Source organism: Pseudomonas sp. NIBRBAC000502773 (genome assembly GCF_006517195.1).
GTDB classification, from domain to species: domain Bacteria; phylum Pseudomonadota; class Gammaproteobacteria; order Pseudomonadales; family Pseudomonadaceae; genus Aquipseudomonas; species Aquipseudomonas marginalis.
This window is the reverse complement of record NZ_CP041189.1, coordinates 2895537-2917152: the sequence shown is the minus strand read 5'-3', so window position 1 is coordinate 2917152 and position 21616 is coordinate 2895537. Positions and strand designations below refer to the sequence as shown.

Annotated in this window: 23 protein-coding genes; 12 read left to right on the top strand and 11 right to left on the bottom strand. The window is 62.0% G+C overall.

Going from position 1 to position 21616, the window contains the following annotated elements:
• Positions 1–146: 146 nt before the first annotated feature.
• Complete coding sequence (locus NIBR502773_RS13575; protein WP_015373227.1) at positions 147–1343, bottom strand: class I SAM-dependent rRNA methyltransferase; 1197 nt, start codon at positions 1341–1343, stop codon at positions 147–149.
• 187 nt (positions 1344–1530) lie between these two features.
• Here NIBR502773_RS13575 and NIBR502773_RS13570 point away from each other — a divergent pair, with 187 nt between their 5' ends.
• Positions 1531–2343 (top strand): HDOD domain-containing protein, encoded by an 813-nt coding sequence (locus NIBR502773_RS13570; RefSeq protein WP_177414170.1) that lies wholly within the window; start codon positions 1531–1533, stop codon positions 2341–2343.
• A gap of 21 nt (positions 2344–2364) precedes the next feature.
• Positions 2365–3177: a bifunctional DNA-formamidopyrimidine glycosylase/DNA-(apurinic or apyrimidinic site) lyase gene (gene mutM / locus NIBR502773_RS13565; RefSeq protein ID WP_141156236.1), complete on the top strand. Its 813-nt coding sequence runs from the start codon at positions 2365–2367 to the stop codon at positions 3175–3177.
• Positions 3178–3248: 71 nt separating this feature from the next.
• Here mutM and NIBR502773_RS13560 read toward each other — a convergent pair whose 3' ends face one another.
• The 5 genes from NIBR502773_RS13560 to NIBR502773_RS13540 form a co-directional block, all read right to left on the bottom strand.
• On the bottom strand, positions 3249–3500 hold the full coding sequence (locus NIBR502773_RS13560; RefSeq protein ID WP_003195146.1) for a YfhL family 4Fe-4S dicluster ferredoxin: 252 nt from the start codon (positions 3498–3500) through the stop codon (positions 3249–3251).
• Between the two features lie 217 nt (positions 3501–3717).
• Positions 3718–4197: a pantetheine-phosphate adenylyltransferase gene (coaD, locus tag NIBR502773_RS13555; RefSeq protein ID WP_003176711.1), complete on the bottom strand. Its 480-nt coding sequence runs from the start codon at positions 4195–4197 to the stop codon at positions 3718–3720.
• Between the two features lie 114 nt (positions 4198–4311).
• Positions 4312–5907, bottom strand: coding sequence for a GMC family oxidoreductase (locus NIBR502773_RS13550; RefSeq protein WP_141156235.1), 1596 nt, complete (start codon positions 5905–5907; stop codon positions 4312–4314).
• A gap of 37 nt (positions 5908–5944) precedes the next feature.
• Positions 5945–6490, bottom strand: a complete 546-nt coding sequence (locus tag NIBR502773_RS13545; RefSeq protein ID WP_065923864.1) for a twin-arginine translocation pathway signal protein — start codon at positions 6488–6490, stop codon at positions 5945–5947.
• Positions 6491–6518: 28 nt separating this feature from the next.
• Positions 6519–7946, bottom strand: coding sequence for a coniferyl aldehyde dehydrogenase (locus NIBR502773_RS13540; RefSeq protein WP_141156234.1), 1428 nt, complete (start codon positions 7944–7946; stop codon positions 6519–6521).
• A 146-nt stretch (positions 7947–8092) separates the two neighbouring features.
• Here NIBR502773_RS13540 and NIBR502773_RS13535 point away from each other — a divergent pair, with 146 nt between their 5' ends.
• Together NIBR502773_RS13535 and NIBR502773_RS13530 are read left to right on the top strand one after the other, a co-directional pair.
• Positions 8093–8764: a TetR/AcrR family transcriptional regulator gene (locus NIBR502773_RS13535; protein ID WP_141156233.1), complete on the top strand. Its 672-nt coding sequence runs from the start codon at positions 8093–8095 to the stop codon at positions 8762–8764.
• 33 nt (positions 8765–8797) lie between these two features.
• Complete coding sequence (locus tag NIBR502773_RS13530) at positions 8798–9652, top strand: sulfurtransferase (protein ID WP_141156232.1); 855 nt, start codon at positions 8798–8800, stop codon at positions 9650–9652.
• 57 nt (positions 9653–9709) lie between these two features.
• Here the strand turns inward: NIBR502773_RS13530 and NIBR502773_RS13525 are convergent, their stop codons facing one another.
• The 4 genes from NIBR502773_RS13525 to NIBR502773_RS13510 all read right to left on the bottom strand — a co-directional run bounded on the left by NIBR502773_RS13525 (position 9710) and on the right by NIBR502773_RS13510 (position 14222).
• The gene (locus NIBR502773_RS13525) at positions 9710–10705 is read right to left on the bottom strand and encodes a hydrolase (RefSeq protein ID WP_141156231.1); all 996 of its coding nucleotides are present in this window, start codon (positions 10703–10705) and stop codon (positions 9710–9712) included.
• A 61-nt stretch (positions 10706–10766) separates the two neighbouring features.
• Positions 10767–11384 (bottom strand): 16S rRNA (guanine(966)-N(2))-methyltransferase RsmD, encoded by a 618-nt coding sequence (gene rsmD / locus NIBR502773_RS13520; protein WP_027606107.1) that lies wholly within the window; start codon positions 11382–11384, stop codon positions 10767–10769.
• Positions 11384–12874 (bottom strand): pitrilysin family protein, encoded by a 1491-nt coding sequence (locus NIBR502773_RS13515; RefSeq protein WP_027606106.1) that lies wholly within the window; start codon positions 12872–12874, stop codon positions 11384–11386. The genes rsmD and NIBR502773_RS13515 overlap by 1 nt, the downstream gene beginning before the upstream one ends.
• Positions 12867–14222 carry a pitrilysin family protein gene (locus NIBR502773_RS13510; RefSeq protein WP_141156230.1) on the bottom strand — a complete coding sequence of 452 codons (1356 nt, stop codon included), beginning with the start codon at positions 14220–14222 and terminating at the stop codon, positions 12867–12869. Before NIBR502773_RS13510 ends, NIBR502773_RS13515 begins: the two co-directional genes overlap by 8 nt.
• Positions 14223–14454: 232 nt before the next feature.
• Between NIBR502773_RS13510 and ftsY the strand changes: the two genes are divergently transcribed.
• The 4 genes from ftsY to rpoH all read left to right on the top strand — a co-directional run bounded on the left by ftsY (position 14455) and on the right by rpoH (position 18505).
• A complete protein-coding gene (gene ftsY, locus NIBR502773_RS13505) occupies positions 14455–15834 on the top strand; it encodes a signal recognition particle-docking protein FtsY (protein ID WP_141156229.1) in 1380 nt (459 codons plus the stop codon).
• Complete coding sequence (gene ftsE / locus NIBR502773_RS13500; RefSeq protein ID WP_003213784.1) at positions 15831–16502, top strand: cell division ATP-binding protein FtsE; 672 nt, start codon at positions 15831–15833, stop codon at positions 16500–16502. Before ftsY ends, ftsE begins: the two co-directional genes overlap by 4 nt.
• Entirely contained in the window at positions 16499–17521 is a 1023-nt protein-coding gene (gene ftsX / locus NIBR502773_RS13495; protein WP_065923857.1) for a permease-like cell division protein FtsX, read from the top strand. The genes ftsE and ftsX overlap by 4 nt, the downstream gene beginning before the upstream one ends.
• 129 nt (positions 17522–17650) lie before the next feature.
• Positions 17651–18505 carry an RNA polymerase sigma factor RpoH gene (gene rpoH / locus NIBR502773_RS13490; RefSeq protein WP_003176698.1) on the top strand — a complete coding sequence of 285 codons (855 nt, stop codon included), beginning with the start codon at positions 17651–17653 and terminating at the stop codon, positions 18503–18505.
• A gap of 45 nt (positions 18506–18550) precedes the next feature.
• Here the strand turns inward: rpoH and mtgA are convergent, their stop codons facing one another.
• Positions 18551–19273: a monofunctional biosynthetic peptidoglycan transglycosylase gene (gene mtgA, locus NIBR502773_RS13485; RefSeq protein WP_141156228.1), complete on the bottom strand. Its 723-nt coding sequence runs from the start codon at positions 19271–19273 to the stop codon at positions 18551–18553.
• A 74-nt stretch (positions 19274–19347) separates the two neighbouring features.
• Between mtgA and NIBR502773_RS13480 the strand changes: the two genes are divergently transcribed.
• The 4 genes from NIBR502773_RS13480 to trmB all read left to right on the top strand — a co-directional run bounded on the left by NIBR502773_RS13480 (position 19348) and on the right by trmB (position 21590).
• On the top strand, positions 19348–19728 hold the full coding sequence (locus NIBR502773_RS13480; protein WP_065938111.1) for a DUF423 domain-containing protein: 381 nt from the start codon (positions 19348–19350) through the stop codon (positions 19726–19728).
• A 71-nt stretch (positions 19729–19799) separates the two neighbouring features.
• Positions 19800–20000: a sulfur carrier protein ThiS gene (gene thiS, locus NIBR502773_RS13475; protein ID WP_049711100.1), complete on the top strand. Its 201-nt coding sequence runs from the start codon at positions 19800–19802 to the stop codon at positions 19998–20000.
• A gap of 60 nt (positions 20001–20060) precedes the next feature.
• Entirely contained in the window at positions 20061–20855 is a 795-nt protein-coding gene (locus NIBR502773_RS13470; protein ID WP_065938113.1) for a thiazole synthase, read from the top strand.
• Between the two features lie 9 nt (positions 20856–20864).
• Complete coding sequence (gene trmB, locus NIBR502773_RS13465; protein WP_027606098.1) at positions 20865–21590, top strand: tRNA (guanosine(46)-N7)-methyltransferase TrmB; 726 nt, start codon at positions 20865–20867, stop codon at positions 21588–21590.
• Positions 21591–21616 lie beyond the last annotated feature (26 nt).

Sequence of the window (21616 nt, the reverse complement as noted above, 5' to 3'; positions counted from 1 at the left end):
TGCGAAAAATGGAATTCAATCAAAAGTGTTGAGAGAAACTTCCTGAATGGACGTGGCTTGCCTGGGTAGGAAAAGTTTTCACGGCAACCGCAAAACAAATGTGGGAGGGGGCAAGCCCACTCCCACATTTTTATCTGTGCTTGGCTTTAGCTGTTTGGCAACAACCGGCACGTAATGCTCTTGATATACCGCGTCTCGACAATCGCCGGATGCACCGGATGATCCGGGCCCTGGCCGCCACGTTCCAGCATCTGGATATTGCGGTCCAGGTGGCGGGCGCTGGTCAGCAGGATGTTCTGCAGGTCATCTTCCGGCAGGTGCATGGAGCACGAGGCGCTGACCAGGATGCCGTCCTTGCTGAGCAAACGCATGGCTTGCTCGTTCAGGCGTCGGTAGGCGCCTTCGCCGTTTTTCATGTCTTTCTTGCGTTTGATGAAGGCCGGTGGGTCGGCGACGATCACGTCGAAGCGTTCTTCGCTGGCTTTCAATTCCTTGAGGGCTTCGAAGACGTCGCCTTCGATGCAGGTCATCTTCTCGGCAACGCCATTCAGCGCGGCGTTGCGCTCCACGCCATCGAGGGCGAAGGCCGAGGCGTCGACGCAGAACACTTCACTGGCGCCGAAGGCCGCGGCTTGCACGCCCCAGCCGCCGATGTAGCTGTACAGGTCGAGTACGCGTTTGCCTTTGGCATACGGGGCCAGGCGCGCGCGGTTCATGCGGTGGTCGTAGAACCAACCGGTTTTCTGGCCCTGGATCACCGGGGCTTCGAATTTCACGCCGTTTTCTTCCAGCGCGACCCACTCCGGCACCAGGCCGAACACGGTTTCGACGTAGCGGTTGAGGCCTTCGGCGTCGCGCGCGGCGGAGTCGTTCTTGAACAGGATGCCGCTCGGCTTGAGCACTTGGGTCAGGGCGGCGATCACGTCGTCTTTATGGGCTTCCATGGTCGCCGAGGCGATCTGAACTACCAGGATATCGCCGAAACGGTCGACCACCAGGCCTGGCAACAGGTCGGAATCGCCGTAGACCAGGCGGTAGAACGGCTTGTCGAACAGGCGATCACGCAGGGACAGGGCGACGTTCAGGCGGTGCACCAGCAGCGACTTGTCCAGCGGCAACTTGATATCGCGCGACAGCAGGCGTGCGCAGATCAGGTTGTTCGGGCTCATGGCCACGATGCCGAGGGTCTTGCCGCCGGCCGCTTCCAGGATGGCCTGGTCGCCCGCCTGGAAGCCGTGCAGAGGGGTGGCGGCCACGTCGATTTCGTTGCTGTAGACCCACAGGTGGCCGTTGCGCAAACGACGATCGGCGTTGGCTTTGAGACGCAGGCTTGGCAGGGACATGACGTCGCTCCGGAAAAAAGAGCGGGAGTATACCTTGTTATGTAGGAAATGGCCGGGCTGCCGGATGTGCGGGGAGGTGTCAGCCGAGGGTTGATAAGGGTTAGAATCCCCACCTAGCCCAGAGTGTGTACTTATGTCCCAAGAGCTTTCCGCCGAACAGATCCAGCAGGCCCTCCAAGGCATCAGCGTGCCGCCTCAGCCGCAAATCATGGTGGATTTGCAGATGGAGCAGTACATGCCCGACCCGGACCTGGAAGTGATCGCGCGGTTGATCTCGCAGGACCCGGGCCTGTCCGGCGCGCTGCTGAAGATCGTCAACTCGTCCTATTACGGCCTGAGCAACAAGATCGCCTCGATCCAGCGCGCGGTGAACCTGCTGGGCAGCCGCTCGATCATCAACCTGATCAACGCCCTGTCGATCAGGGGCGAGATGAGCGACGACACCATCGTCACCCTCAACCGCTTCTGGGACACCGCCCAGGACGTGGCCATGACCTGCCTCACCCTGGCCAAGCGCACCGGCGCCCAGGCGGTGGACGAGGCCTATGCCCTGGGGCTGTTCCACGACTGCGGCGTGCCGCTGATGCTCAAGCGTTTCCCCAACTACATGACGGTGCTCGAAGAGGCCTACGCCAACGCCGGCCCCGACTGCCGCGTGGTCGACACCGAAAACAATGCGTTCAACACCAACCATGCCGTGGTCGGCTACTACACCGCCAAGTCCTGGCGCCTGCCGGAGCATGTGACCGACGCCATCGCCAACCACCACAATGCCCTGGCGATCTTCAGCGATGAGACGTCGCGCAATCCGCAGCTGAAAAACCTGCTGGCGATCCTGAAGATGGCCGAGCACATCTGCTCGTCCTATCGCGTGCTGGGCAACCAGTCGGTGGACCATGAGTGGAATGCCATCGGCCACTTGGTGCTGGACTACGTGGGCCTGTCGGACTACGACTTCGAAAGCATGAAGTTGTCGATCCGCGAACTGGGCGCGCACTGATCCCCCCTTCACGAGGTACACATGCCCGAGTTACCAGAAGTCGAAACCACCCGGCGTGGGATTGCGCCGCACTTGGAAGGCCAGCGGGTCAGCCGCGTGGTGGTGCGTGAGCGGCGCCTGCGCTGGCCGATCCCGGAAGATCTGGATGTGCGCCTGTCCGGCCAGCGCATCGTGTTGGTGGAGCGGCGGGCCAAGTACCTGTTGATCAATGCCGAAGTGGGCACCTTGATCAGCCACCTGGGCATGTCGGGCAACTTGCGCCTGGTCGAAGTCGGCATGCCGGCGGCCAAGCATGAACATGTGGATATCGAGTTGGAATCCGGCCTGGCCCTGCGCTACACCGACCCTCGGCGTTTCGGCGCGATGCTCTGGAGCCAGGACCCGCACAACCATGAACTGCTGATTCGCCTGGGGCCGGAGCCGTTGACCGAGCTGTTTGACGGTGAGCGGTTGTTCCAGCTGTCCCGCGGCAAGTCGATGGCGGTGAAACCGTTCATCATGGACAACGCGGTGGTGGTGGGCGTAGGCAACATCTATGCGACTGAGGCGTTGTTTGCGGCGGGGATTGATCCGCGTCGCGCGGCCGGCGGCATTTCACGCGGGCGTTATTTGAAGCTGGCGATCGAGATCAAGCGCATTCTGGCGGCGGCAATCGAGCGTGGCGGCACCACGTTGCGGGACTTTATCGGTGGCGATGGGCAGCCGGGGTATTTCCAGCAGGAATTGTTCGTCTACGGCCGCGGTGGCGAGGCGTGCAAGGTCTGCGGGACTGAGCTGCGCAATGTGGTGCTGGGGCAGCGGGCGAGCGTGTTTTGCCCCAGGTGCCAGCGCTGATTGCTGTGTAGTGGCTGATATCGCTATCGGGGGCTTGCCCCCGATGAGGCCCTTATAGGCGCTGAAGAACCTCAGGCCTTACCGGTAATCTTCCGGTACTTCTCCATCAACTGCTCTTCCGTCTCCGGATGGGCTTCATCCAGCGGAATGCAATCCACCGGACACACCTGCTGGCACTGCGGCTCGTCGTAATGACCGACGCACTGGGTGCACAGGTTGGGGTCGATCACGTAGATCTCTTCGCCCTGGGAGATGGCGGCGTTCGGGCACTCGGGTTCGCAGACGTCGCAGTTGATGCAATCGTCGGTGATGATCAGGGACATGGAAACTCCTGCCAGGGCTGTCAGCCAAGGCATCTGAAAACTAATGCGCGCAATTGTGCCGCATTGGCGCCCGCAGTGCGAGCTGTGGTGAGCGGGCTTGCCCCGCGTTGGGCAGCGAAGCGGCCCCAAACCAGACGACCGGTTATTCACCTGAGGCGACGCGAGTCTTTATTAGGGCTGCTACGCAGCCCAACGCGGGGCAAGCCCGCTCACCACATTACTTCTTGAAGCGCAGCGTCAGCGCATCAGCCACGGCCGGATGCACGAACTTGGTGATATCCCCGCCCAAAGCGGCAATTTCACGGACCAACGTCGAGGAAATGAACGAGTAACGTTCCGACGGCGTGAGGAACAGGCTTTCCACGTCCGGCGCCAGTTGGCGGTTCATGTTGGCCAGCTGGAATTCGTATTCGAAGTCCGACACCGCGCGCAGGCCACGCAGGAATACATTGGCGTTCTGCTCTTTGGCGAAATGCGCGAGCAACGTGGAAAAGCCCACCACTTCCACGTTAGGCAGGTGCTTGGTGACCTCACGCGCCAGCTCCACGCGCTGTTCCAGGGGAAACAGCGGGTTTTTCTTGGGGCTGGCCGCGACTGCGATGATCACATGGTCGAACAAACGAGAGGCGCGTTCGACCAGATCGCCATGGCCTTTGGTAATCGGGTCGAAGGTACCTGGGTACAACACTCGGTTCATCGCGTCGTCCTGGCGGAGTCCGTTGGGGAACCGGATGGTATCGCAGCCATCCCGGTCGGCCAAGTCAACTTATGCATAAGAAAGCCGTATAGACACCGTGAATAGCGTGTTTTTTCACGCTGTTTTCAGACGTTCGGCCAAGGCTGTCGCCAGTTGAGCGGTTAATCCGTACACCGATAATTGCGGGTTGGCCCCAATACTGGTGGGGAATAAAGAACCATCGTGGATCGACAGGTTGCGCAATTGGTGATGCCGGCCAAGGCTGTCAGCCACCGCATTTTTGGGATCTTCGCCCATGGCACAGCCGCCCATCACATGGGCGCTGCCCAGGGTTGTCCGGTGCAATTCCAGATTCAAACCCTCAATGACGCTGCGTGCCTCGGCCAAGGTGTTCACGAACCGTGCGTCATGGTGCATGGGCTTGACCGACTTGGCGCCCGCCGCGAACTGGATTTCGGCCATGCTGTGGAAGGCCCGGCGCAGGCCATCCCAGGCGTAGGGCGAAACCTGATAGTCGAGCACCGGCGTACCGTCACCGCGTAAATCCACGTTGCCGCCCTGGCTGTCGGGGTGAAAGCCGTCACGCAACAGCGCGAGCATGGCGTGGGTATGCGGCAATTGGCCCATGTCCAGGGCGTTCTGCGTGCCATAGCCGCCGAACAAGGTGCTGGCCAATGCTGGATGCAAGGGCGGCGCCTCAAGCTTGTAGGACATTTTGCCGGTGGTGCCGTCCTGCCATTGGAAATGGTCGGAGTAGATCGACTGCGGCGCGCCGTAGAACGGGTTGATCACCTCGTCGAACAATGCGGCGGAGAAGTTCACCAAGTGCAAAAAGGTCCGCTTGCCCAGCCGCGAATGCGGGTCGGGCGCATCCGAGCGCATCAGCAACGCCGGGCTATTGATGCCGCCGCCCGACAGCACGTAATGCTTGGCCTTCACTGTGATCTTGCGCCCGGTGGGCGCCACGCAGCGCGCGTCCATCGCTACGCATTCCAGGCTGCTGATGGTGTCGCCGCTGTATTTGAGCTGCTCGGCGCGGGCCAGGTACAGCAGCTCGCCGCCTTTTTCCAGGGTGGACGGGATGGTGGTCACCAGCATCGATTGCTTGGCGTTGACCGGGCAGCCCATGCCGCAATAACCCAGGTTGAAGCAGCCACGGACGTTGCGCGGGATCACATGCCAGCTGTAGCCGAGCTTTTCGCAGCCTTTGCGGATTACATCATTGTTGGCATTCGGGGGGATGGCCCACGGTGCGATGCCCAGGCGCTGCTCCATCTTTTCGAACCACGGTGCCATCTCTGCACTGCTGTGGCCTTTTACCGCGTACTCGCTGGCCCAATGGCTGAGGGTGGCGTCCGGGGTGCGGAAGCTGGAGGTCCAGTTGATCAGCGTGGTACCGCCCACCGCGCGGCCCTGCAGGATGGTGATTGCGCCGTCCTTGCTCATGCGACCGATGCCTTCCTGATACAGGCTGGCGTAGGCCTCGTCCTCCAGCAGCTTGAAGTCGCTGCTGGTCTTGAGCGGGCCTTCTTCGATCAACAGCACTTTGTAGCCGGCGGCGCTGAGGATCTCGGCAGTGGTGCCGCCACCGGCGCCGCTGCCGATGATGGCCACGTCGGCTTCCAGGGTCAGGTCGCTGTCGAGAGCGGCGCCATTGTGGGTTTTCCAGCCGCGGGCCAGGCCATCGCGGAACAGATCGGGTACGGGCATCAGGGTCGTCTCTTGTTTTTATTGTGAGGGATGCGAATCAGATCTTCGGCGGGCCGGGGTAGCCGCAATGCGCCCAGGCGGCGGGCCGGAAGTACCAGGCCATGATCACCAGCTTGAGCAGCGAGCCCTGGCCCATGCGCAGCAGGTTCAGGTAGCTGTTTTCCCAGCGGTGCAGGAAGTTGCGGATCTGCTCCGCGCTGGCGTTTTCCCAGCTGCCCCAGATGCCGGTCAACGGGCCGCGTGTAATACCCATGCCGAGCACATCGAACAGCTGCTGGGTGAGCTTGAACATCTCCGGCGACAGGTGCTGCAGGCTGTAGTCGAGTTTTTTCAACGTGTCTTCAATCCCGGCGACCACATCCTGGGCGCTGGCCACGCCTTCGAGCAGCACCGGGATCACCGCGCGCAGAAACGGCAGGTCACTGCTGCGCAACATGGCAAAGCCGCTTGCCGGGGTGCTGCTGGAACAGCCGCTGAGGCTGGCGCCCAGCCCGGCCGTGGCCAGGAAAGCGCTGGCACACAGGCCGATTTTCAAGACGCCGCGCCGCGACAGCGCGGGTGAATCCGTGAGGCTAGGGTTCATTGTTATTGTTATCCCGTGGGTGGCGGTGTCAGCGGACAAACAGCTTCTGGATCAGTTTTTGGATCGATTTGCCGTAGGGCGGGTAGATCAATTTCGCCGCGTTCAGGCGCTGTTTCACCAGCACACCCTTGGCCTTGCTGAACGTCAGGAACCCTTCATGGCCGTGGTAGTGGCCCATGCCCGAGGGGCCGATGCCGCCAAAGGGCATGTCGTCCTGGGCCACGTGCAGGAGGGTGTCGTTCAGGCAGACACCGCCGGAATGGGTCTCGTGGAGGACCCGGTCCTGCTCGCGCTTGTTGTAGCCGAAGTAATACAGGGCCAGCGGGCGAGGGCGCTGGTTGATGTAGGTAAAGGCTTGGTCGATGCCGCGATAAGGCACGATCGGCAGCACCGGGCCGAAGATTTCGTCCTGCATCACGGTCATGTCATCGCTGACATTCAGCAGCAGGCTATGGGCCATGCGCCGTGCCTGGCCCTGGTCGTACAGCGGGATCAGGGTGGCGCCCTTGTCGGTGGCGTCCTTGAGGTAGGCATTGAGCCGGGCCAATTGACGCTCATTGATGATGGCGGTGTAGTCCGGGTTGTCGGCCAGCGTCGGATAAAACCCGCGAACCGCCTTGCTGTAGGCCTCGACGAAACCCTCCACGCGGTCCTCCGGCACCAGTACGTAGTCCGGGGCCACGCAGGTTTGCCCGGCGTTCAAGGCTTTACCGAAGGCGATGCGTTCGGCGGCGTCCTTGAGCGGTACGTCGGCGGAGACAATGGCCGGCGACTTGCCGCCCAGTTCCAGGGTGACCGGCGTGAGGTGTTCGGCGGCGGCGCGCATCACGTGCTTGCCGATACTGGTCGCGCCGGTAAACAGCAGGTGATCGAAGCGCAGCTTGGAAAACGCCATGCCCACCTCGGCCTCGCCGAGCACCACGCACACCAGGTCCTCGGGGAAAATCCTCGCCAGCAACGCCTTGAGCAGTTCGCCGGTAGCGGGCGTGGATTCGCTGAGCTTGAGCATTACCCGGTTGCCTGCCGCCAACGCACCGACCAGTGGGCCGATGGCCAGGTACAGCGGGTAGTTCCACGGCACGATCACGCCAACCACGCCCAGGGGTTGGTAAATGACTTTGGCTGACGCGGGTTGGAAGGCCAGGCCTACAGCGCGGCGGGAAGGTTTCATCCAGCCCTTGAGGTGTTTACTGGCGTAGTGAATGCCATGCAGGCTGGGCATCAGTTCGGCGAACAGGGTTTCGTCGGCGCTGCGCTGGCTGAAATCCTGGCTGATGGCATGGATCAGTGCCTGGCGCTCGTCACTGAGCACATCCCGCAAGGCCTTCAGCCACTGTTGGCGCTGTGCAGCTGGCGGCATCGGGTTGGCTGCGTAGGCGCGGCGTTGGGCGTCGAACAGGTCCTGGAGTTGATCCAGCGCCTGGGCATCTTGCAGGTAGGCAACGTTGGCAGACATGGCGCAGCACCGATTGTTATTGGTCTGCGTGGATTTTTAGAGTCATTACTCTAAATTGTCAAATAACATTGCAGCAACATGCAGATTTATCCTGGCAAGGATAGGCCGTAAGATGCCCTATCACGTGTACAGAAGCTGATTCCCCTATGGCACCACGAGTAAAGACCAGCGAGCGTATTGTGCAAACCAGCCTGGAGCTTTTTAACCAGCAGGGCGAGCGCAGTATCAGCACCAACCATATCGCCGCCCATATGGAAATTTCGCCGGGCAACCTGTACTACCACTTCCCCAACAAGCAAGCGATCATCTCCGTGCTGTTTCGCGAATATGAAGCGTTGGTGGACAGTTTCCTGCGTCCGCCCCAGGGGCGGGCCATGTTGGTGGAAGACAAGCGCTTTTATCTCCAGGCCGTACTGGCCGGTATGTGGCGCTACCGTTTTCTGCACCGCGACCTTGAACACCTGCTGGAGAGCGACCCGGAGCTGGCCACCGGCTATCGGCGTTTTTCCCAGCGTTGCCTGATCCAGGGCGGCGCCATCTACCAGGGGTTTGTCGATGCGGGCATCCTGAACATGGACCCGGTGCAAACCGAAGCCCTGACCCTCAATGCCTGGATCATCCTCACCTCCTGGGTGCGTTTCCTGTGCACCACCAATGAAAACTCCGCCCACCTGAGCGCCGAAGCCATCAAACGCGGGGTGTATCAGGTGCTGGTGTTGGAGGCGGGCTTTGTCACGCCTCAGGCAAAAGAAGCGGTGGATGCACTGTTCAAAGAGTTTTACGTGCCGTTGAACCAGGCACTGGAAGAAGTGAAGTAGGACCTTTCCCTAATCTGATCACAGGAGTCCGTCATGCCGCTTGCCCAACTGATCAGCCCCCAGCAATTGGCCGAGCGCCAGACGTCGGCGGGGCTGGTGATCCTGGATTGCCGTTTTGCCCTGGAAGACCCGGATTACGGGCGTTGCAGCTACGCCGAAGGGCATATCGAGGGTGCGCAATATGCCGACCTGGAGCGCCATCTCAGCGGGCCAGTGATCAAAGGTGTGACCGGGCGTCACCCGTTGCCGGCGGCGGGCACCTTCGCTGAGCAACTGCGGGCCTGGGGCATCCATGCTGACACCGATATCGTGCTGTATGACGACGGCCCTGGCGCCTATGCAGCTCGTGCCTGGTGGCTGCTGGCCTGGCTGGGCAAGCGTGACGGTGTGTTTATCCTGGACGGCGGCCTCAAGGCCTGGCATGCCGCGGGTTTCCCGTTGAGCCTGGACGCGCCGGTAACCGAGCGTGGGACTTTCGATGGCGCGCCGGACAATCACCTGCTGCTGGATGCCGAACATCTGCAAAAACGCCTGGGCCAACCCGGCCTGACCCTGATCGATGCCCGCGCCCAGGCGCGTTTTCGCGGTGAAGTTGAGCCCATTGATCCGATTGCCGGGCATATCCCCGGTGCGCAATGTGCGGCGTTCAACGAAAACCTGGGCAGTGACGGGCGTTTCCTGCCGGCCGAGCAACTCAAGCAGCGCTTCGCCGCGCAGTTGCAGGGGCGCTCGCCGGAGGAACTGGTGGCGTATTGCGGCTCGGGCGTGACGGCCTGTCACAACCTGTTCGCCCTGAGCCTGGCGGGTTACCCGTTGGGCAAGTTGTATGCGGGGTCGTGGAGCGAGTGGATTACCGATCCGACGCGGAAAATCGCTACGGGTGACTGAGTTCCCGGCCGTGTAAACCCAATCCTAATATGGGAGGGGCTTATCCCTCCCACATGTTTAACCGTGTCGTGCCAATAACCATTGTGGGATGCGCCGCTCCAGGTAGTAGCCTGGGCGTTTCAGCGAGCCATCGACGAAGCCCACGTGCCCGCCCTTGGCCGTCAGCTCAAACTCGGTGCACGCCGTCAGCTCGCTGGCCTCGGGCAAGCTGTGGGCAAACACGAACGGGTCGTCGGCCGCCTGGATAATCAGCGTCGGTGTGCGGATCGCACCCAGGTAGTAGCGACTCGACGCGCGACGGTAATAGTCCTCGGCACTCAAGAACCCATGCAGCGGCGCGGTGACCCGGCCATCGAAGTCCCAGAAGGTGCGCATCTTCTCCAGCGAGCCAAGCGCTTCCAGGGTTTTCAGCCCATCCGCGTGGCCATCCTGTAAAAAACGGCTTTGTTTGACGCGGATATACGCGAGCATTTCACGCATGAAGTGCTTTTGATAAACCCGCGAGAAGCCCAGCCCGATGCGGTCTGCACACTGGTCCAGGCGAAACGGCACCGACACCGCCGCTGCGCCTTGCAGCCCGGACGCCTCGCCGGTTTCCCCCAGGTGCTTGAGCAGCACATTGCCCCCCAGCGAATAACCCACCGCATACAGCGGCGCCAACGGCCGCTTGGCGCGCAGGTGCGCAATCGCGGCGGCGAGGTCTTCGCTGGCGCCTGAGTGATAGCTGCGTGCCAACAGGTTGGGCTCGCCCGAACAGCCGCGCCAGTTCAAGGCCGCACTGGCCCAGCCTTGGGCGCCGAGGACTTTTTGCAGGCCGGCCACATAGGGGGAATTGGATGAGCCGGTCAGCCCATGCAGCACCAGCACCAACGGCGTCTGCGCGTCATGGGGGCCATGCCAGTCGAGGTCGAGAAAGTCGCCGTCTTCCAGCCACAGGCGTTCGCGTTGGCGTTCGATATGGGTAGTCGGCCGCCACAGCGGCCCCCACAGGGTTTGCAGGTGAGGGTTGCCGAGGCCGAAGGCGGGGGTGAACAGGTCGGAGGACGGTGTCATGACACTCCCAGTTTTGAGCTGACTCACTGTCTGTGGTGAGCGGGCTTGCTCACCACAGATTTTAAGCGACGCTTTCGACCAATCGATGCCACAACGCGTAATACACACGACCGGATTTCTGCTCCCGGTGCAGGCGCCACGCGCCCGGCAAGCCCAGGGTAGACGGCGCGGTCTCGCTTTCAGTGTAGATCCACGCGTCCGGTGCCAGCCATTGGCGCTCTTCGAGCAAGGCGCACACGGTCGGCAACAGGTTCTGGTTGAACGGTGGGTCGAGGAACACCACGTCGTAGGCGCTGGGCGCCTGGGTTTCCAGGTAGCGCAGGGCGTCGGCGGTCTGCACCTGGCCATTGGTGCAGCGCAGGGTGCCCAGGTGTTCCTTGAGGCTGGACACCGCGACATTGCTGGCATCCAGCGCCTGGGCCTGGGCTGCGCCACGGGACAGCGCCTCCAGGAACAGCGCGCCACTGCCGGCGAACGGGTCCAGCACCTTGGCGCCGGCAATGTACGGTGCCAGCCAGTTGAACAGGGTTTCACGTACGCGGTCCGGCGTCGGGCGCAGGCCCACGACGTCGGGGAAGCTCAGCTTGCGGCTGCCCCATTCGCCGCCAATGATGCGCAGTTGGCCCACACCGTTATGCACGTTGTGGACAGGTTTTTTCGGGCGAGATGAACTGGCCATTAATGCTCCGGAACCCCGAGCGGCTGCTCGGCAGGTTTATCAGTGGGGGGCGGTAGTGGCTTTTGCGCAGTCGTTGGGCCGGCGGTCACGATGACCATCTTGTCGGCGCTCAAGTGTTTGTTCAAGGCCGCCTTGACCTGCTCTACGGTCAGGGCCTGGGATTGTTTCATGAAATCTTCCAGATAGCTCAGCGGCAGGTTGTAGAAACCCATGGCGCCCAGTTGTCCGACGATATCGGCGTTGCTCGCGGTGGACAGCGGGAAGCTGCCGGCCAGCTCGCGCTTGGCGTCATCCAGTTCCTTTTGCGTCGGGCCGGTCTTGAGGTAGTCGGCCAGCACGTCTTCGACCAGGCGCAGGGTGCCGCCGCTCATTTCGGCGCGGGTCTGCAGGTTGATCATGAACGGGCCACGCACTTGCATCGGCGAGAAGCCCGAGTAAACACCGTAGGTCAGGCCGCGTTTCTCGCGCACTTCGCTCATCAAGCGGGTGCCGAAGCCACCGCCGCCGAGGATCTGGTTGCCCAGGGACAGGGCGGCGTAGTCCGGGTCGGCGCGGTCGATGCCCAATTGGGCGAACAGCAGGTGAGTCTGTTTGGACGGGAACTCGATATGGCTCAGGCCGGCCTTGGGCTCGGTCGGCTGGGCGATCTTCGCCATGGCCGGGCCCTTGGGCAGCGCGGCCGACACCTTGGCGGTCATCGCTTCGGCTTCGGCGCGGGTCAAGTCGCCGACCACGGCAATCACTGCATTACCCGCCGCATAAGCCTTGGCGTGGAACGCCTGCAACTGCGCGAGGGTAATCTTCGGAACGCTTTGCGGCGTGCCTTCACTCGGGTGAGCGTAAGGGTGATCGCCGTACAGGCGCTTGAACAGCTCCAGGCTCGCCAGCTTACCGGGGTTCTGCTTCTGGTATTCAAAGCCGGCGAGGATCTGGTTCTTGATCCGCGCCAGGGAGTCGGCGGGGAAGGTCGGCTTGCCGATCACCTCGTCAAACAGCGCCAGGGCGGCGTCGCGTTTAGCGCTGTCGCTCAGGCTGCGCAGGGACACCAGCGCCATATCGCGATAAGCGCCATTGCCAAAGTCGGCGCCCAGGCCTTCAAAACCACTGGCAATCTGGCTCACATCCTTGCCCGGCACGCCTTCGTTGAGCATGGCGTTGGTCATCAGCGCCAGGCCCGGCACGTTGCCGTCCTGGCTGCTGCCGGCGGCGAACAGGATGCGCATGTCGAACATCGGCAACTCATGGGCTTCGACGAACAGCACCTTGGCGCCTTCGGCGGTGGTCCAGGTTTGCACGTCGAGCTTGCGGTTGGTCGGCGCCTTGCCGTCCAGCTCCGCCAGGGATTGCAGTTTGTTGGTCGATTGAGCCTTGTCCAATGCCTGGCTGGCGACGGAGTCACTCGGGCGCAGGAAGTACACGGCGCTCGCCGCGATCAGGGTGACGACGATCAGGCCCGGCAGGATCAGGCGGCTGCTTTTGCGATCACTCATGAGCGGTCTCCTCAGGCAAAACATGGGCGATGCTCAGACGTTCGCGGGTGAAATAGGTGCGCGCGGCCTTCTGGATATCTTCCGGGGTCACGCTTTGCAGGTCGGCCAGTTCGGTGTCCATGAGTTTCCAGGACAGGCCCACGGTTTCCAGGGAGCCAATGGCCGTGGCCTGGCTGGTGATGGAATCGCGTTGGTACACCAGGCCGGCGATGACCTGGGCACGGATGCGTTCCAGTTCTTCGGCGGTCGGTGGCTTGGCCTTCAGCTCTTCCAGCAGGCGCCACAGGCCGGATTCGGCTTGGGCAACGGTCTTTTTCTTCTGCTGGTTCGGGGTGGCCGAGAGGGTGAACAGGCTGTCGCCCCGGGTGTAGGCGTCGTAGTTGGTGGACGCGGCGGATACCAGCTCTTCGCCACGCTCCAGTTGCTCGGAGATCCGTGCACTGTAGCCGCCGTCCAGCAGGGCCGAGATCAGGCGCAGGGCCTGGACCGAACGCTTGTCTTCGGCGGTGGCCAGGCCAGGTACGTTGAAGCCCAGGATCACGCTCGGCAATTGGGTCTGCACATGCATGGTCAGCAGGCGCTCGCCGGGCTCGGCCAGCTCCATCGGAACCTTGGCGGGCGGTACGTCACGCTTGGGGATCGGGCCGAAGTAGCGCTGGGCCAGGTTTTTTACCTCGTCCGGGGTGACGTCGCCGACCACCACCAACGTGGCGTTGTTCGGTACATACCAGGACTGGTACCAGTGGCGCAGTTCCTCGACCTTCATGCGGTCGAGGTCGGCCATCCAGCCGATGGTCGGGGTGTGATAGCCGCTGGCCGGGAAGGCCATCGCCTTGAAACGCTCGAAGGCCTTGGACATCGGGTTGTCGTCGGTGCGCAGGCGGCGTTCTTCCTTGATCACCTCGATTTCGCGGCTGAACTCGTCGGCCGGCAGGCGCAGGCTGGCCATGCGGTCGGCTTCCAGCTCAAAGGCAACGCCCAGGCGGTCACGGGCCAGCACCTGGTAGTAGGCGGTGTAGTCATCGCTGGTGAAGGCGTTTTCTTCGGCGCCCAGGTCACGCAGGATCAGCGAGGCTTCGCCGGGGCCGACCTTGGCGCTGCCCTTGAACATCATGTGCTCCAGGGCGTGGGACAAACCGGTCTGGCCCGGGGTTTCGTAGCTCGAACCGACCTTGTACCAGACCTGGGAAACCACCACCGGCGCGCGATGGTCTTCGCGCACGACCACCTTGAGGCCGTTATCCAGGGTGAATTCATGGGTGGGTTGTGGGTCGGCAGCCAAGGCTGAAAGGGGCAGACAAACTGTGCTGAACAGCAGGCCTGCGGCGTGGCGGGCTAGAGCATTCATTCGTTTTTAAACCTGTTGGGCTGCCCGCTTGGTCTTAGCGTCGGCGGGCGAGGAGGTGCTAGGATACTGATCCGACCTAGGGACGGCCACTATGGCTGTCTTGTTAAGGCCCTATTTAGGCCTTACAAAATGTTGCGCATGAACGAGCTGGCTAAAAAACAGTCTGTTACGCATCGAATTTTATTTACCGATGTGCCCCTTGGCGCGTCGCTACCTTGAGATAGCCGTCTCCATGTTTGGTTCCAACGACGACAAGAAGACCCCAGCTGCGGCTGGCGAGAAGAAAGGCCTGTTCGGATGGCTGCGCAAAAAGCCGCAGGAAACCGTCGCTGAACAGCCACAGGTTCAAGCTGAGCCGATCCCCGAGCCTATAGTAGAAGCCGAGCCCGTTGCCGAAGCACCGGCGCCGGTGGTGTTGCCGATGGCGGAGCCGGTGTTGCAGCCGGTGGCCGAGGTGGAGCCTGAGCCCGAACACAAGCCGTGGCCTGAGCTGCCGGTGCCCGAAGAGCCTGTGGCGCTGGTTGAAGATGTGCAGGCCGAGCATGTGGTGCCGCCGATTCCGGTGACCGTTGAGCCACAGCCGGTCGTTGTCGAAGCGCCCGCCCCCGTGCCTGCGCTAGTGGAGCCGGTGGTTGCCGCTCCCGCCGTCATCGAAGCGCCCGTCGCCCCCACCGAAACCAGCAAGACCGGTTTCTTCGCCCGCCTCAAGCAAGGCCTGAGCAAGACCAGCGCCAGCATCGGCGAAGGCATGGCCAGCCTGTTCCTCGGCAAGAAAGTCATCGACGATGAGCTGCTGGAAGACATCGAAACCCGCCTGCTGACTGCCGACGTGGGCGTCGAAGCCACCGCCGTGATCATCCAGAGCCTGACCCAGAAGGTCGCGCGCAAGCAGTTGACCGATGCCGACGCCCTCTACAAATCCTTGCAGGCCGAGCTGGCTGCGATGCTCAAGCCCGTTGAGGCGCCGCTGGTGATCACCCCGAACAAGCCGTTCGTGATCCTGGTCGTGGGTGTCAACGGCGCCGGCAAGACCACCACCATCGGCAAACTGGCCAAGAAGCTGCAGTCGGAAGGCAAGAAAGTCATGCTCGCCGCTGGCGACACCTTCCGCGCCGCTGCCGTCGAGCAATTGCAGGTCTGGGGGGAGCGCAACAAGATCCCGGTCATCGCCCAGCACACCGGTGCCGATTCCGCTTCGGTGATCTTTGACGCTGTACAAGCCGCCAAGGCTCGTAACATCGACGTGCTGATCGCGGATACCGCCGGTCGCCTGCACACCAAAGACAACCTGATGGAAGAGCTGAAGAAAGTCCGCCGCGTGATCGGCAAGCTCGACGCAGACGCCCCGCACGAAGTGCTGCTGGTGCTCGACGCCGGTACCGGGCAGAACGCCATAAGCCAGGCCAAGCAATTCAACCAGACGGTCCAGCTGACCGGCCTGGCCTTGACTAAGCTCGACGGCACGGCCAAAGGTGGCGTGATCTTCGCCCTGGCCAAGCAGTTCGGGTTGCCGATTCGTTATATCGGCGTCGGTGAAGGCATCGACGACCTGCGCACCTTTGAAGCCGAACCCTTTGTCCAGGCACTGTTTGCCGAGCGGGAGCGTTCATGATTCGATTCGAACAGGTCGGTAAACGCTATGCCAACGGGCATGTGGGCTTGCATGAGCTGAGCTTTCGAGTGCGTCGCGGCGAGTTCTTGTTTGTCACCGGTCACTCGGGGGCTGGCAAAAGTACGCTGTTGCGCCTGCTGCTGGCCATGGAACGCCCGACCACGGGCAAGTTGCTGCTGGCGGGCCAGGACCTGGCCACCATCAGCAATGCGCAGATCCCGTTCCTGCGCCGCCAGATCGGCGTGGTGTTCCAGAACCACCAGTTGCTGTTCGATCGCACGGTGTTCAACAACATTGCCCTGCCGTTGCAGATTCTTGGGCTGTCCAAGGCCGAAATCGTCAAGCGTGTGGATTCGGCCCTGGAGCGCGTGGCGCTGTCGGACAAGACCGACCTCTACCCCGGCGACCTGTCCACCGGCCAGCAACAGCGCGTCGGCATTGCCCGCGCCATCGTTCACCGCCCGGCCTTGCTGCTGGCGGACGAACCCACCGGTAACCTCGACCCGCGCCTGGCGGCCGAGATCATGGGCGTATTCGAAGACATCAACCGTCTGGGCACCAGCGTACTGATCGCCAGTCATGACCTGGCGCTGATCGCCCGCATGCGCCATCGCATGCTGACCCTGCAACGCGGTCGCCTGATCGGTGACGGGGAGGCTGGCGTATGAGTGCAACACGTAGCCCCAAGGTTTCCGAGCGCGTGGCGCCAAAACCGGCCGACCCGCAACCGAAAAAGAAAAAACACGACGATGACGATGGCCCGGACTTCAGCACCCTGCTGCGCGCCTGGATCGAAAGCCATCGCGCCAGCCTGCTGGACAGCCTGCGTCGCCTGGGCAAGCAGCCGATCGGCAGCTTTTTTACCTGCCTGGTGATGGCCGTGGCCCTGAGCCTGCCGATGGGCTTGTCGTTGCTGCTTAATAATGTCGAGCGCCTGGGCGGTTCCTGGCAGCGTGCGGCACAGATTTCCCTGTACCTGAACCTGGATGCCAGCACCAAGGAGGGCGAAGCACTACGGGACGATATCAAGAACATGCCGGGCGTCGCGGACGCCGAGTACGTCAGCCGCGACCAGGCACTCGAGGAGTTCCAGCAGCAGTCCGGCCTGGGCGAGGCGTTGAAAGAGCTGCCGCAGAACCCGTTGCCGGGCGTGGTGCTGGTGACGCCGAATGAAGTCGACAAGGCGGGCCTTGAAGCCCTGCGACAAAAACTCGCAGAGATGCCGAAGGTGCAACAGGCGCAACTTGATCTAGTCTGGGTGGAGCGCCTGGCGGCGATCCTCAAGCTGGGCGACCGGTTTGTGTTCGGCCTGACGGTGCTGTTGGTGTCTGCATTACTTTTGGTGATAGGTAATACCATTCGTCTTCATATTGAAAACCGTCGCACCGAGATAGAAGTGATTAAACTGGTCGGCGGCACGGACAGCTATGTGCGTCGGCCTTTTCTGTACATGGGCGCGCTTTATGGCCTGGGTGCGGGGATTTTGTCCTGGGGCGTGCTGGCGTTCGGCCTGAACTGGCTGAACGACGCGGTCGTCGGGCTTGCCGGCTTGTACGGCAGCGATTTTGCCCTGGCCGGGGTGCCGGTTGCCGATGGTCTGTCGCTCTTGCTTGGCGCGGTATTGTTGGGTTATATCGGTGCCTGGATTGCGGTCGCACGGCATTTACGCGAGCTGGCACCGAAGTAGTTAATGTCAGGGTAATGTGGTTTCGTTTGTATTGACCGTATCAGTGGTTTAGGGAACTTGTCCTACGGTTCCCGGTCAATTTTCGCAGTGCTGAACTGCACGAGTTATGTGAGTCGGAGGTTTTTTCGTATGACCACTTCTTTGCAACCTGCTTATGCCTTGGTCCCGGGTGCGAACCTGGAAGCCTATGTGCACACGGTCAACAGCATTCCATTGCTGACACCCGAGCAGGAGCGTGAACTGGCCGAGAGTCTCTACTATGAGCAGGATTTGGGGGCGGCTCGGCAGATGGTGCTCGCCCACCTGCGTTTTGTCGTACATATCGCCCGTAGCTATAGCGGCTACGGCCTGGCCCAGGCTGACCTGATCCAGGAAGGCAACGTCGGCCTGATGAAGGCTGTAAAGCGCTTCAACCCTGAGATGGGCGTGCGCCTGGTGTCGTTTGCCGTGCACTGGATCAAGGCGGAAATCCACGAGTTCATCCTGCGCAACTGGCGCATCGTGAAAGTCGCGACCACCAAGGCCCAGCGCAAGCTGTTCTTCAACCTGCGCAGCCAGAAAAAACGCCTGGCGTGGCTGAACAACGAGGAAGTCCACCGTGTGGCCGAAAGCCTCGGCGTGGAGCCCCGTGAAGTGCGCGAGATGGAAAGCCGCCTGACCGGCCATGACATGGCCTTCGATCCGGCCGCCGAAGCGGACGACGACAGTGCTTTCCAATCGCCGGCCAACTACCTGGAAGACCACCGGTACGACCCGGCGCGTCAACTGGAAGACGCCGACTGGAGCGACAACTCCAACCACAACCTGCACGAAGCGCTGGAAGTGCTGGACGACCGCAGCCGTGACATCCTCTACCAGCGCTGGCTGGCGGAAGAAAAAGCCACGCTGCACGACCTGGCGCAGAAGTACAACGTGTCGGCCGAGCGCATTCGTCAGCTTGAGAAAAGCGCGATGAACAAGCTGAAGTTGTCGATCGCCGCCTGAACATGTGGGAGGGGTAAGCCCCTCCCACATTTGTTTTGTGTTGTATCAGTCGGACCAAGGCGCTTTGCGGGAATTGTTCAGTTCCACCAGGTAACCCTCTCCGCCCAGCTGGCTCATCTGCTGGCGAATCCAGGCTGCCCGTCGCGCCACATACGCGGTCGGATGGCTGGCACTCCACACCCGTGGATTAGGCAACACCGCCGCCAGGTAGCTGGCCTGCTGCCGGGACAGTCCCTTGGCACTCACCCCAAAGTGATGTCGCGCCGCCGCTTCCGCGCCAAACACGCCTTCATCCCATTCCACGCTGTTGAGGTACACCTCAAGAATCCGCTGCTTGGGCCACAACACCTCGATCAGCCCGGTAAACCAGGCCTCCAGGCCTTTGCGCAAATAACTGCGACCCGCCCACAGGAACAGGTTTTTCGACACCTGCTGGCTCAGCGTGCTCGCGCCCCGGATCGAACCGCCGCGCTCGTTGTGCAGGAGCGCCGCCTGGATCGCGCCGAAATCAAAGCCCCAATGCTGCGGGAAGCGCTGGTCTTCACCGGCCATCACCGCCACTTTCAGGTCGTCGGAGATCTCGTCCCACGGCACCCAGGTGCGTTGCAGGTCAATGGGTTCGCCGTCGAACCAGGATTCGACCTTGCGCTCCACCATCAGCGCGGTGAAGGGCGGCGGGACGACACGGAACAGCAGCACCAGCAGAACACTGCCGATGGCAAACCATTTCACGACGTTGAGAAGGCGTTTGAAGAGGACACGCAGCATAGAGATGGCTTGGCCGAACCCGTTGAGCGGGCCATTATACAGACCCTGTTCAATGAGTCTGACTGGAGTTCCTCATGCTGCGTAGCTTTCTGATGCTGGCTGCCTTTTTTGGCTTCACCGGTGTCGCCCTCGGTGCGTTCGCCGCCCATGGCCTGAAAAGCCGTCTGAGCGCCGAGTACCTGGCGATCTTTCACACCGGCGTGACCTATCAGTTGGTGCACACCTTGGCGCTGTTCGGCGTGGCGCTGCTGCTGGCGCATATTCCGGGGCGCCTGGTGACGTGGGCGGGCGTGTCCTTTGTCGTCGGTATCTTGCTGTTCTCCGGCAGCCTGTACGTGCTGACCACCACGGGGATCAGCAAACTCGGCATCATCACGCCCTTCGGCGGGTTGGCGTTCCTGCTGGGTTGGTTCTTCCTGGGCCTGGCTGCCTGGCGCATGCAACTGACCGCTTGACGCTTGGAGCTGACCTTCAGGTGCCAATCGAGCTAGAATGCTGGCCCCTAAAAACGATGGCGGCCCGTGGCATGCGCATTCAGTTGAACGGCGAATCCCTTGAACTGCCCGACGGTGAAACCGTTGCGGCCCTGCTGACCCGCCTGGACCTGACCGGGCGTCGCGTCGCAGTGGAGCTCAACCTGGATATCGTCCCGCGTAGCCAGCACGCCGAGACCACGCTCACCGAGGGTGACCAGGTCGAGGTGGTCCACGCCATCGGCGGTGGCTAGTCCCACGCGTGTATGTAGCCCCGGATTCTGCAGAACCTCACCCCATTTCGAGGATTTCCCATGAGCATCGTTCGTAGCGACAAGCCCTTCGTTCTGGCCGGTCGTACCTACCAGTCCCGTCTGCTGGTCGGCACCGGCAAGTACCGCGACATGGAAGAAACCCGCCAGGCCATCGAAGCCTCGGGCGCCGAGATCGTGACCTTCGCCGTGCGCCGCACCAACCTCGGCCAGATCGAAGGCGAACCGAACCTGCTCGACGTGCTGTCGCCGGATCGCTACACCTTCCTGCCGAACACCGCAGGGTGCTACGACGCCATCGAAGCCGTGCGCACCTGCCGCCTGGCCCGTGAACTGCTCGACGGCCACAACCTGGTCAAGCTGGAAGTGCTGGCCGACCAGAAAACCCTGTTCCCCAACGTGATCGAAACCCTCAAGGCCGCAGAAACCCTGGTCAAGGAAGGTTTTGACGTGATGGTCTACACCAGCGATGACCCGATCATCGCCCGCCAACTGGCCGAAATCGGCTGTATCGCCGTGATGCCGCTGGCCGGCCTGATCGGTTCCGGGCTGGGTATCTGCAATCCGTACAACCTGCAGATCATCCTCGAAGAAGCCAAGATCCCGGTCTTGGTGGACGCCGGTGTCGGTACCGCCTCCGACGCCACCATCGCCATGGAACTGGGCTGTGAAGCGGTGCTGATGAACTCGGCCATCGCTCACGCGCAGCAACCGGTGCTGATGGCCGAAGCCATGAAACACGCCATCGTCGCCGGCCGCCTGGCCTACCTCGCCGGGCGCATGCAAAAAAAACTCTACGCCAGCGCCTCTTCGCCGCTGGATGGTCTGATCAAGTAAGAGCCATTGATGACTGAATCAAACGAAACGCCGAACACCGTGGAAGAAGGCGACGAGTCCAAGCACCGCCGCATCAAGAGTTTTGTGATGCGCGCCGGCCGCATGACCGAGGGCCAGCAAAAGGGCCTGGAGCAAGGTACGCCGCTGTTCGTCCTGCCCCTGGCCGATGCGCCGGTGGACTATGACCAGGTGTTCGGCCGTTCGGCCCCGCGTTCCCTGGAAATCGGTTTCGGCATGGGCCACTCCCTGCTGGAAATGGCCGCAGCCTCGCCGGAACAGGATTTCATCGGCGTGGAAGTCCACCGCCCAGGTGTCGGTGCGCTGCTGAATGGCGTGTTGACTCAAGGCCTGACCAACCTGCGGGTCTATGACTGCGACGCGATCGAAGTGCTCAACCGCTGCATCGCCGACAACAGCCTCGACCGCCTGATGCTGTTCTTCCCCGATCCATGGCACAAGAGCCGTCACCATAAGCGCCGCATCGTCCAGGCTTCTTTCGCGGAACTGGTGCGCAGCAAGCTGAAAGTCGGCGGTATCCTGCATATGGCTACCGACTGGGAACCCTATGCCGAATACATGCTGGAAGTGATGGACGTTGCCCCTGGCTACCGCAACCTGGCGCAAGACGGCAAATGCGTACCACGCCCGGCCGAACGCCCGATCACCAAGTTCGAGCGGCGTGGTGAGCGGTTGGGGCATGGGGTTTGGGATTTGAAGTTCGAGAAGCTGGCGTAACTCGCCACTGACTTTAAATGCAATTC

Bases quoted from the DNA above. Each gene is read 5' to 3' on its own strand.
- NIBR502773_RS13480 (WP_065938111.1), top strand. From the start codon at position 19,348: ATGCTGCGTAGCTTTCTGATGCTGGCTGCCTTTTTTGGCTTCACCGGT.
- ftsY (WP_141156229.1), top strand. From the start codon at position 14,455: ATGTTTGGTTCCAACGACGACAAGAAGACCCCAGCTGCGGCTGGCGAG.
- NIBR502773_RS13530 (WP_141156232.1), top strand. From the start codon at position 8,798: ATGCCGCTTGCCCAACTGATCAGCCCCCAGCAATTGGCCGAGCGCCAG.
- rpoH (WP_003176698.1), top strand. From the start codon at position 17,651: ATGACCACTTCTTTGCAACCTGCTTATGCCTTGGTCCCGGGTGCGAAC.
- ftsE (WP_003213784.1), top strand. From the start codon at position 15,831: ATGATTCGATTCGAACAGGTCGGTAAACGCTATGCCAACGGGCATGTG.
- NIBR502773_RS13545 (WP_065923864.1), bottom strand. From the start codon at position 6,490: ATGAACCCTAGCCTCACGGATTCACCCGCGCTGTCGCGGCGCGGCGTC.
- coaD (WP_003176711.1), bottom strand. From the start codon at position 4,197: ATGAACCGAGTGTTGTACCCAGGTACCTTCGACCCGATTACCAAAGGC.
- thiS (WP_049711100.1), top strand. From the start codon at position 19,800: ATGCGCATTCAGTTGAACGGCGAATCCCTTGAACTGCCCGACGGTGAA.
- NIBR502773_RS13470 (WP_065938113.1), top strand. From the start codon at position 20,061: ATGAGCATCGTTCGTAGCGACAAGCCCTTCGTTCTGGCCGGTCGTACC.
- NIBR502773_RS13575 (WP_015373227.1), bottom strand. From the start codon at position 1,343: ATGTCCCTGCCAAGCCTGCGTCTCAAAGCCAACGCCGATCGTCGTTTG.
- mtgA (WP_141156228.1), bottom strand. From the start codon at position 19,273: ATGCTGCGTGTCCTCTTCAAACGCCTTCTCAACGTCGTGAAATGGTTT.
- NIBR502773_RS13550 (WP_141156235.1), bottom strand. From the start codon at position 5,907: ATGCCCGTACCCGATCTGTTCCGCGATGGCCTGGCCCGCGGCTGGAAA.
- NIBR502773_RS13560 (WP_003195146.1), bottom strand. From the start codon at position 3,500: ATGTCCCTGATCATCACCGACGATTGCATCAACTGCGACGTCTGCGAA.
- NIBR502773_RS13510 (WP_141156230.1), bottom strand. From the start codon at position 14,222: ATGAATGCTCTAGCCCGCCACGCCGCAGGCCTGCTGTTCAGCACAGTT.
- trmB (WP_027606098.1), top strand. From the start codon at position 20,865: ATGACTGAATCAAACGAAACGCCGAACACCGTGGAAGAAGGCGACGAG.
- NIBR502773_RS13535 (WP_141156233.1), top strand. From the start codon at position 8,093: ATGGCACCACGAGTAAAGACCAGCGAGCGTATTGTGCAAACCAGCCTG.
- ftsX (WP_065923857.1), top strand. From the start codon at position 16,499: ATGAGTGCAACACGTAGCCCCAAGGTTTCCGAGCGCGTGGCGCCAAAA.
- NIBR502773_RS13540 (WP_141156234.1), bottom strand. From the start codon at position 7,946: ATGTCTGCCAACGTTGCCTACCTGCAAGATGCCCAGGCGCTGGATCAA.
- NIBR502773_RS13525 (WP_141156231.1), bottom strand. From the start codon at position 10,705: ATGACACCGTCCTCCGACCTGTTCACCCCCGCCTTCGGCCTCGGCAAC.
- rsmD (WP_027606107.1), bottom strand. From the start codon at position 11,384: ATGGCCAGTTCATCTCGCCCGAAAAAACCTGTCCACAACGTGCATAAC.
- NIBR502773_RS13515 (WP_027606106.1), bottom strand. From the start codon at position 12,874: ATGAGTGATCGCAAAAGCAGCCGCCTGATCCTGCCGGGCCTGATCGTC.
- mutM (WP_141156236.1), top strand. From the start codon at position 2,365: ATGCCCGAGTTACCAGAAGTCGAAACCACCCGGCGTGGGATTGCGCCG.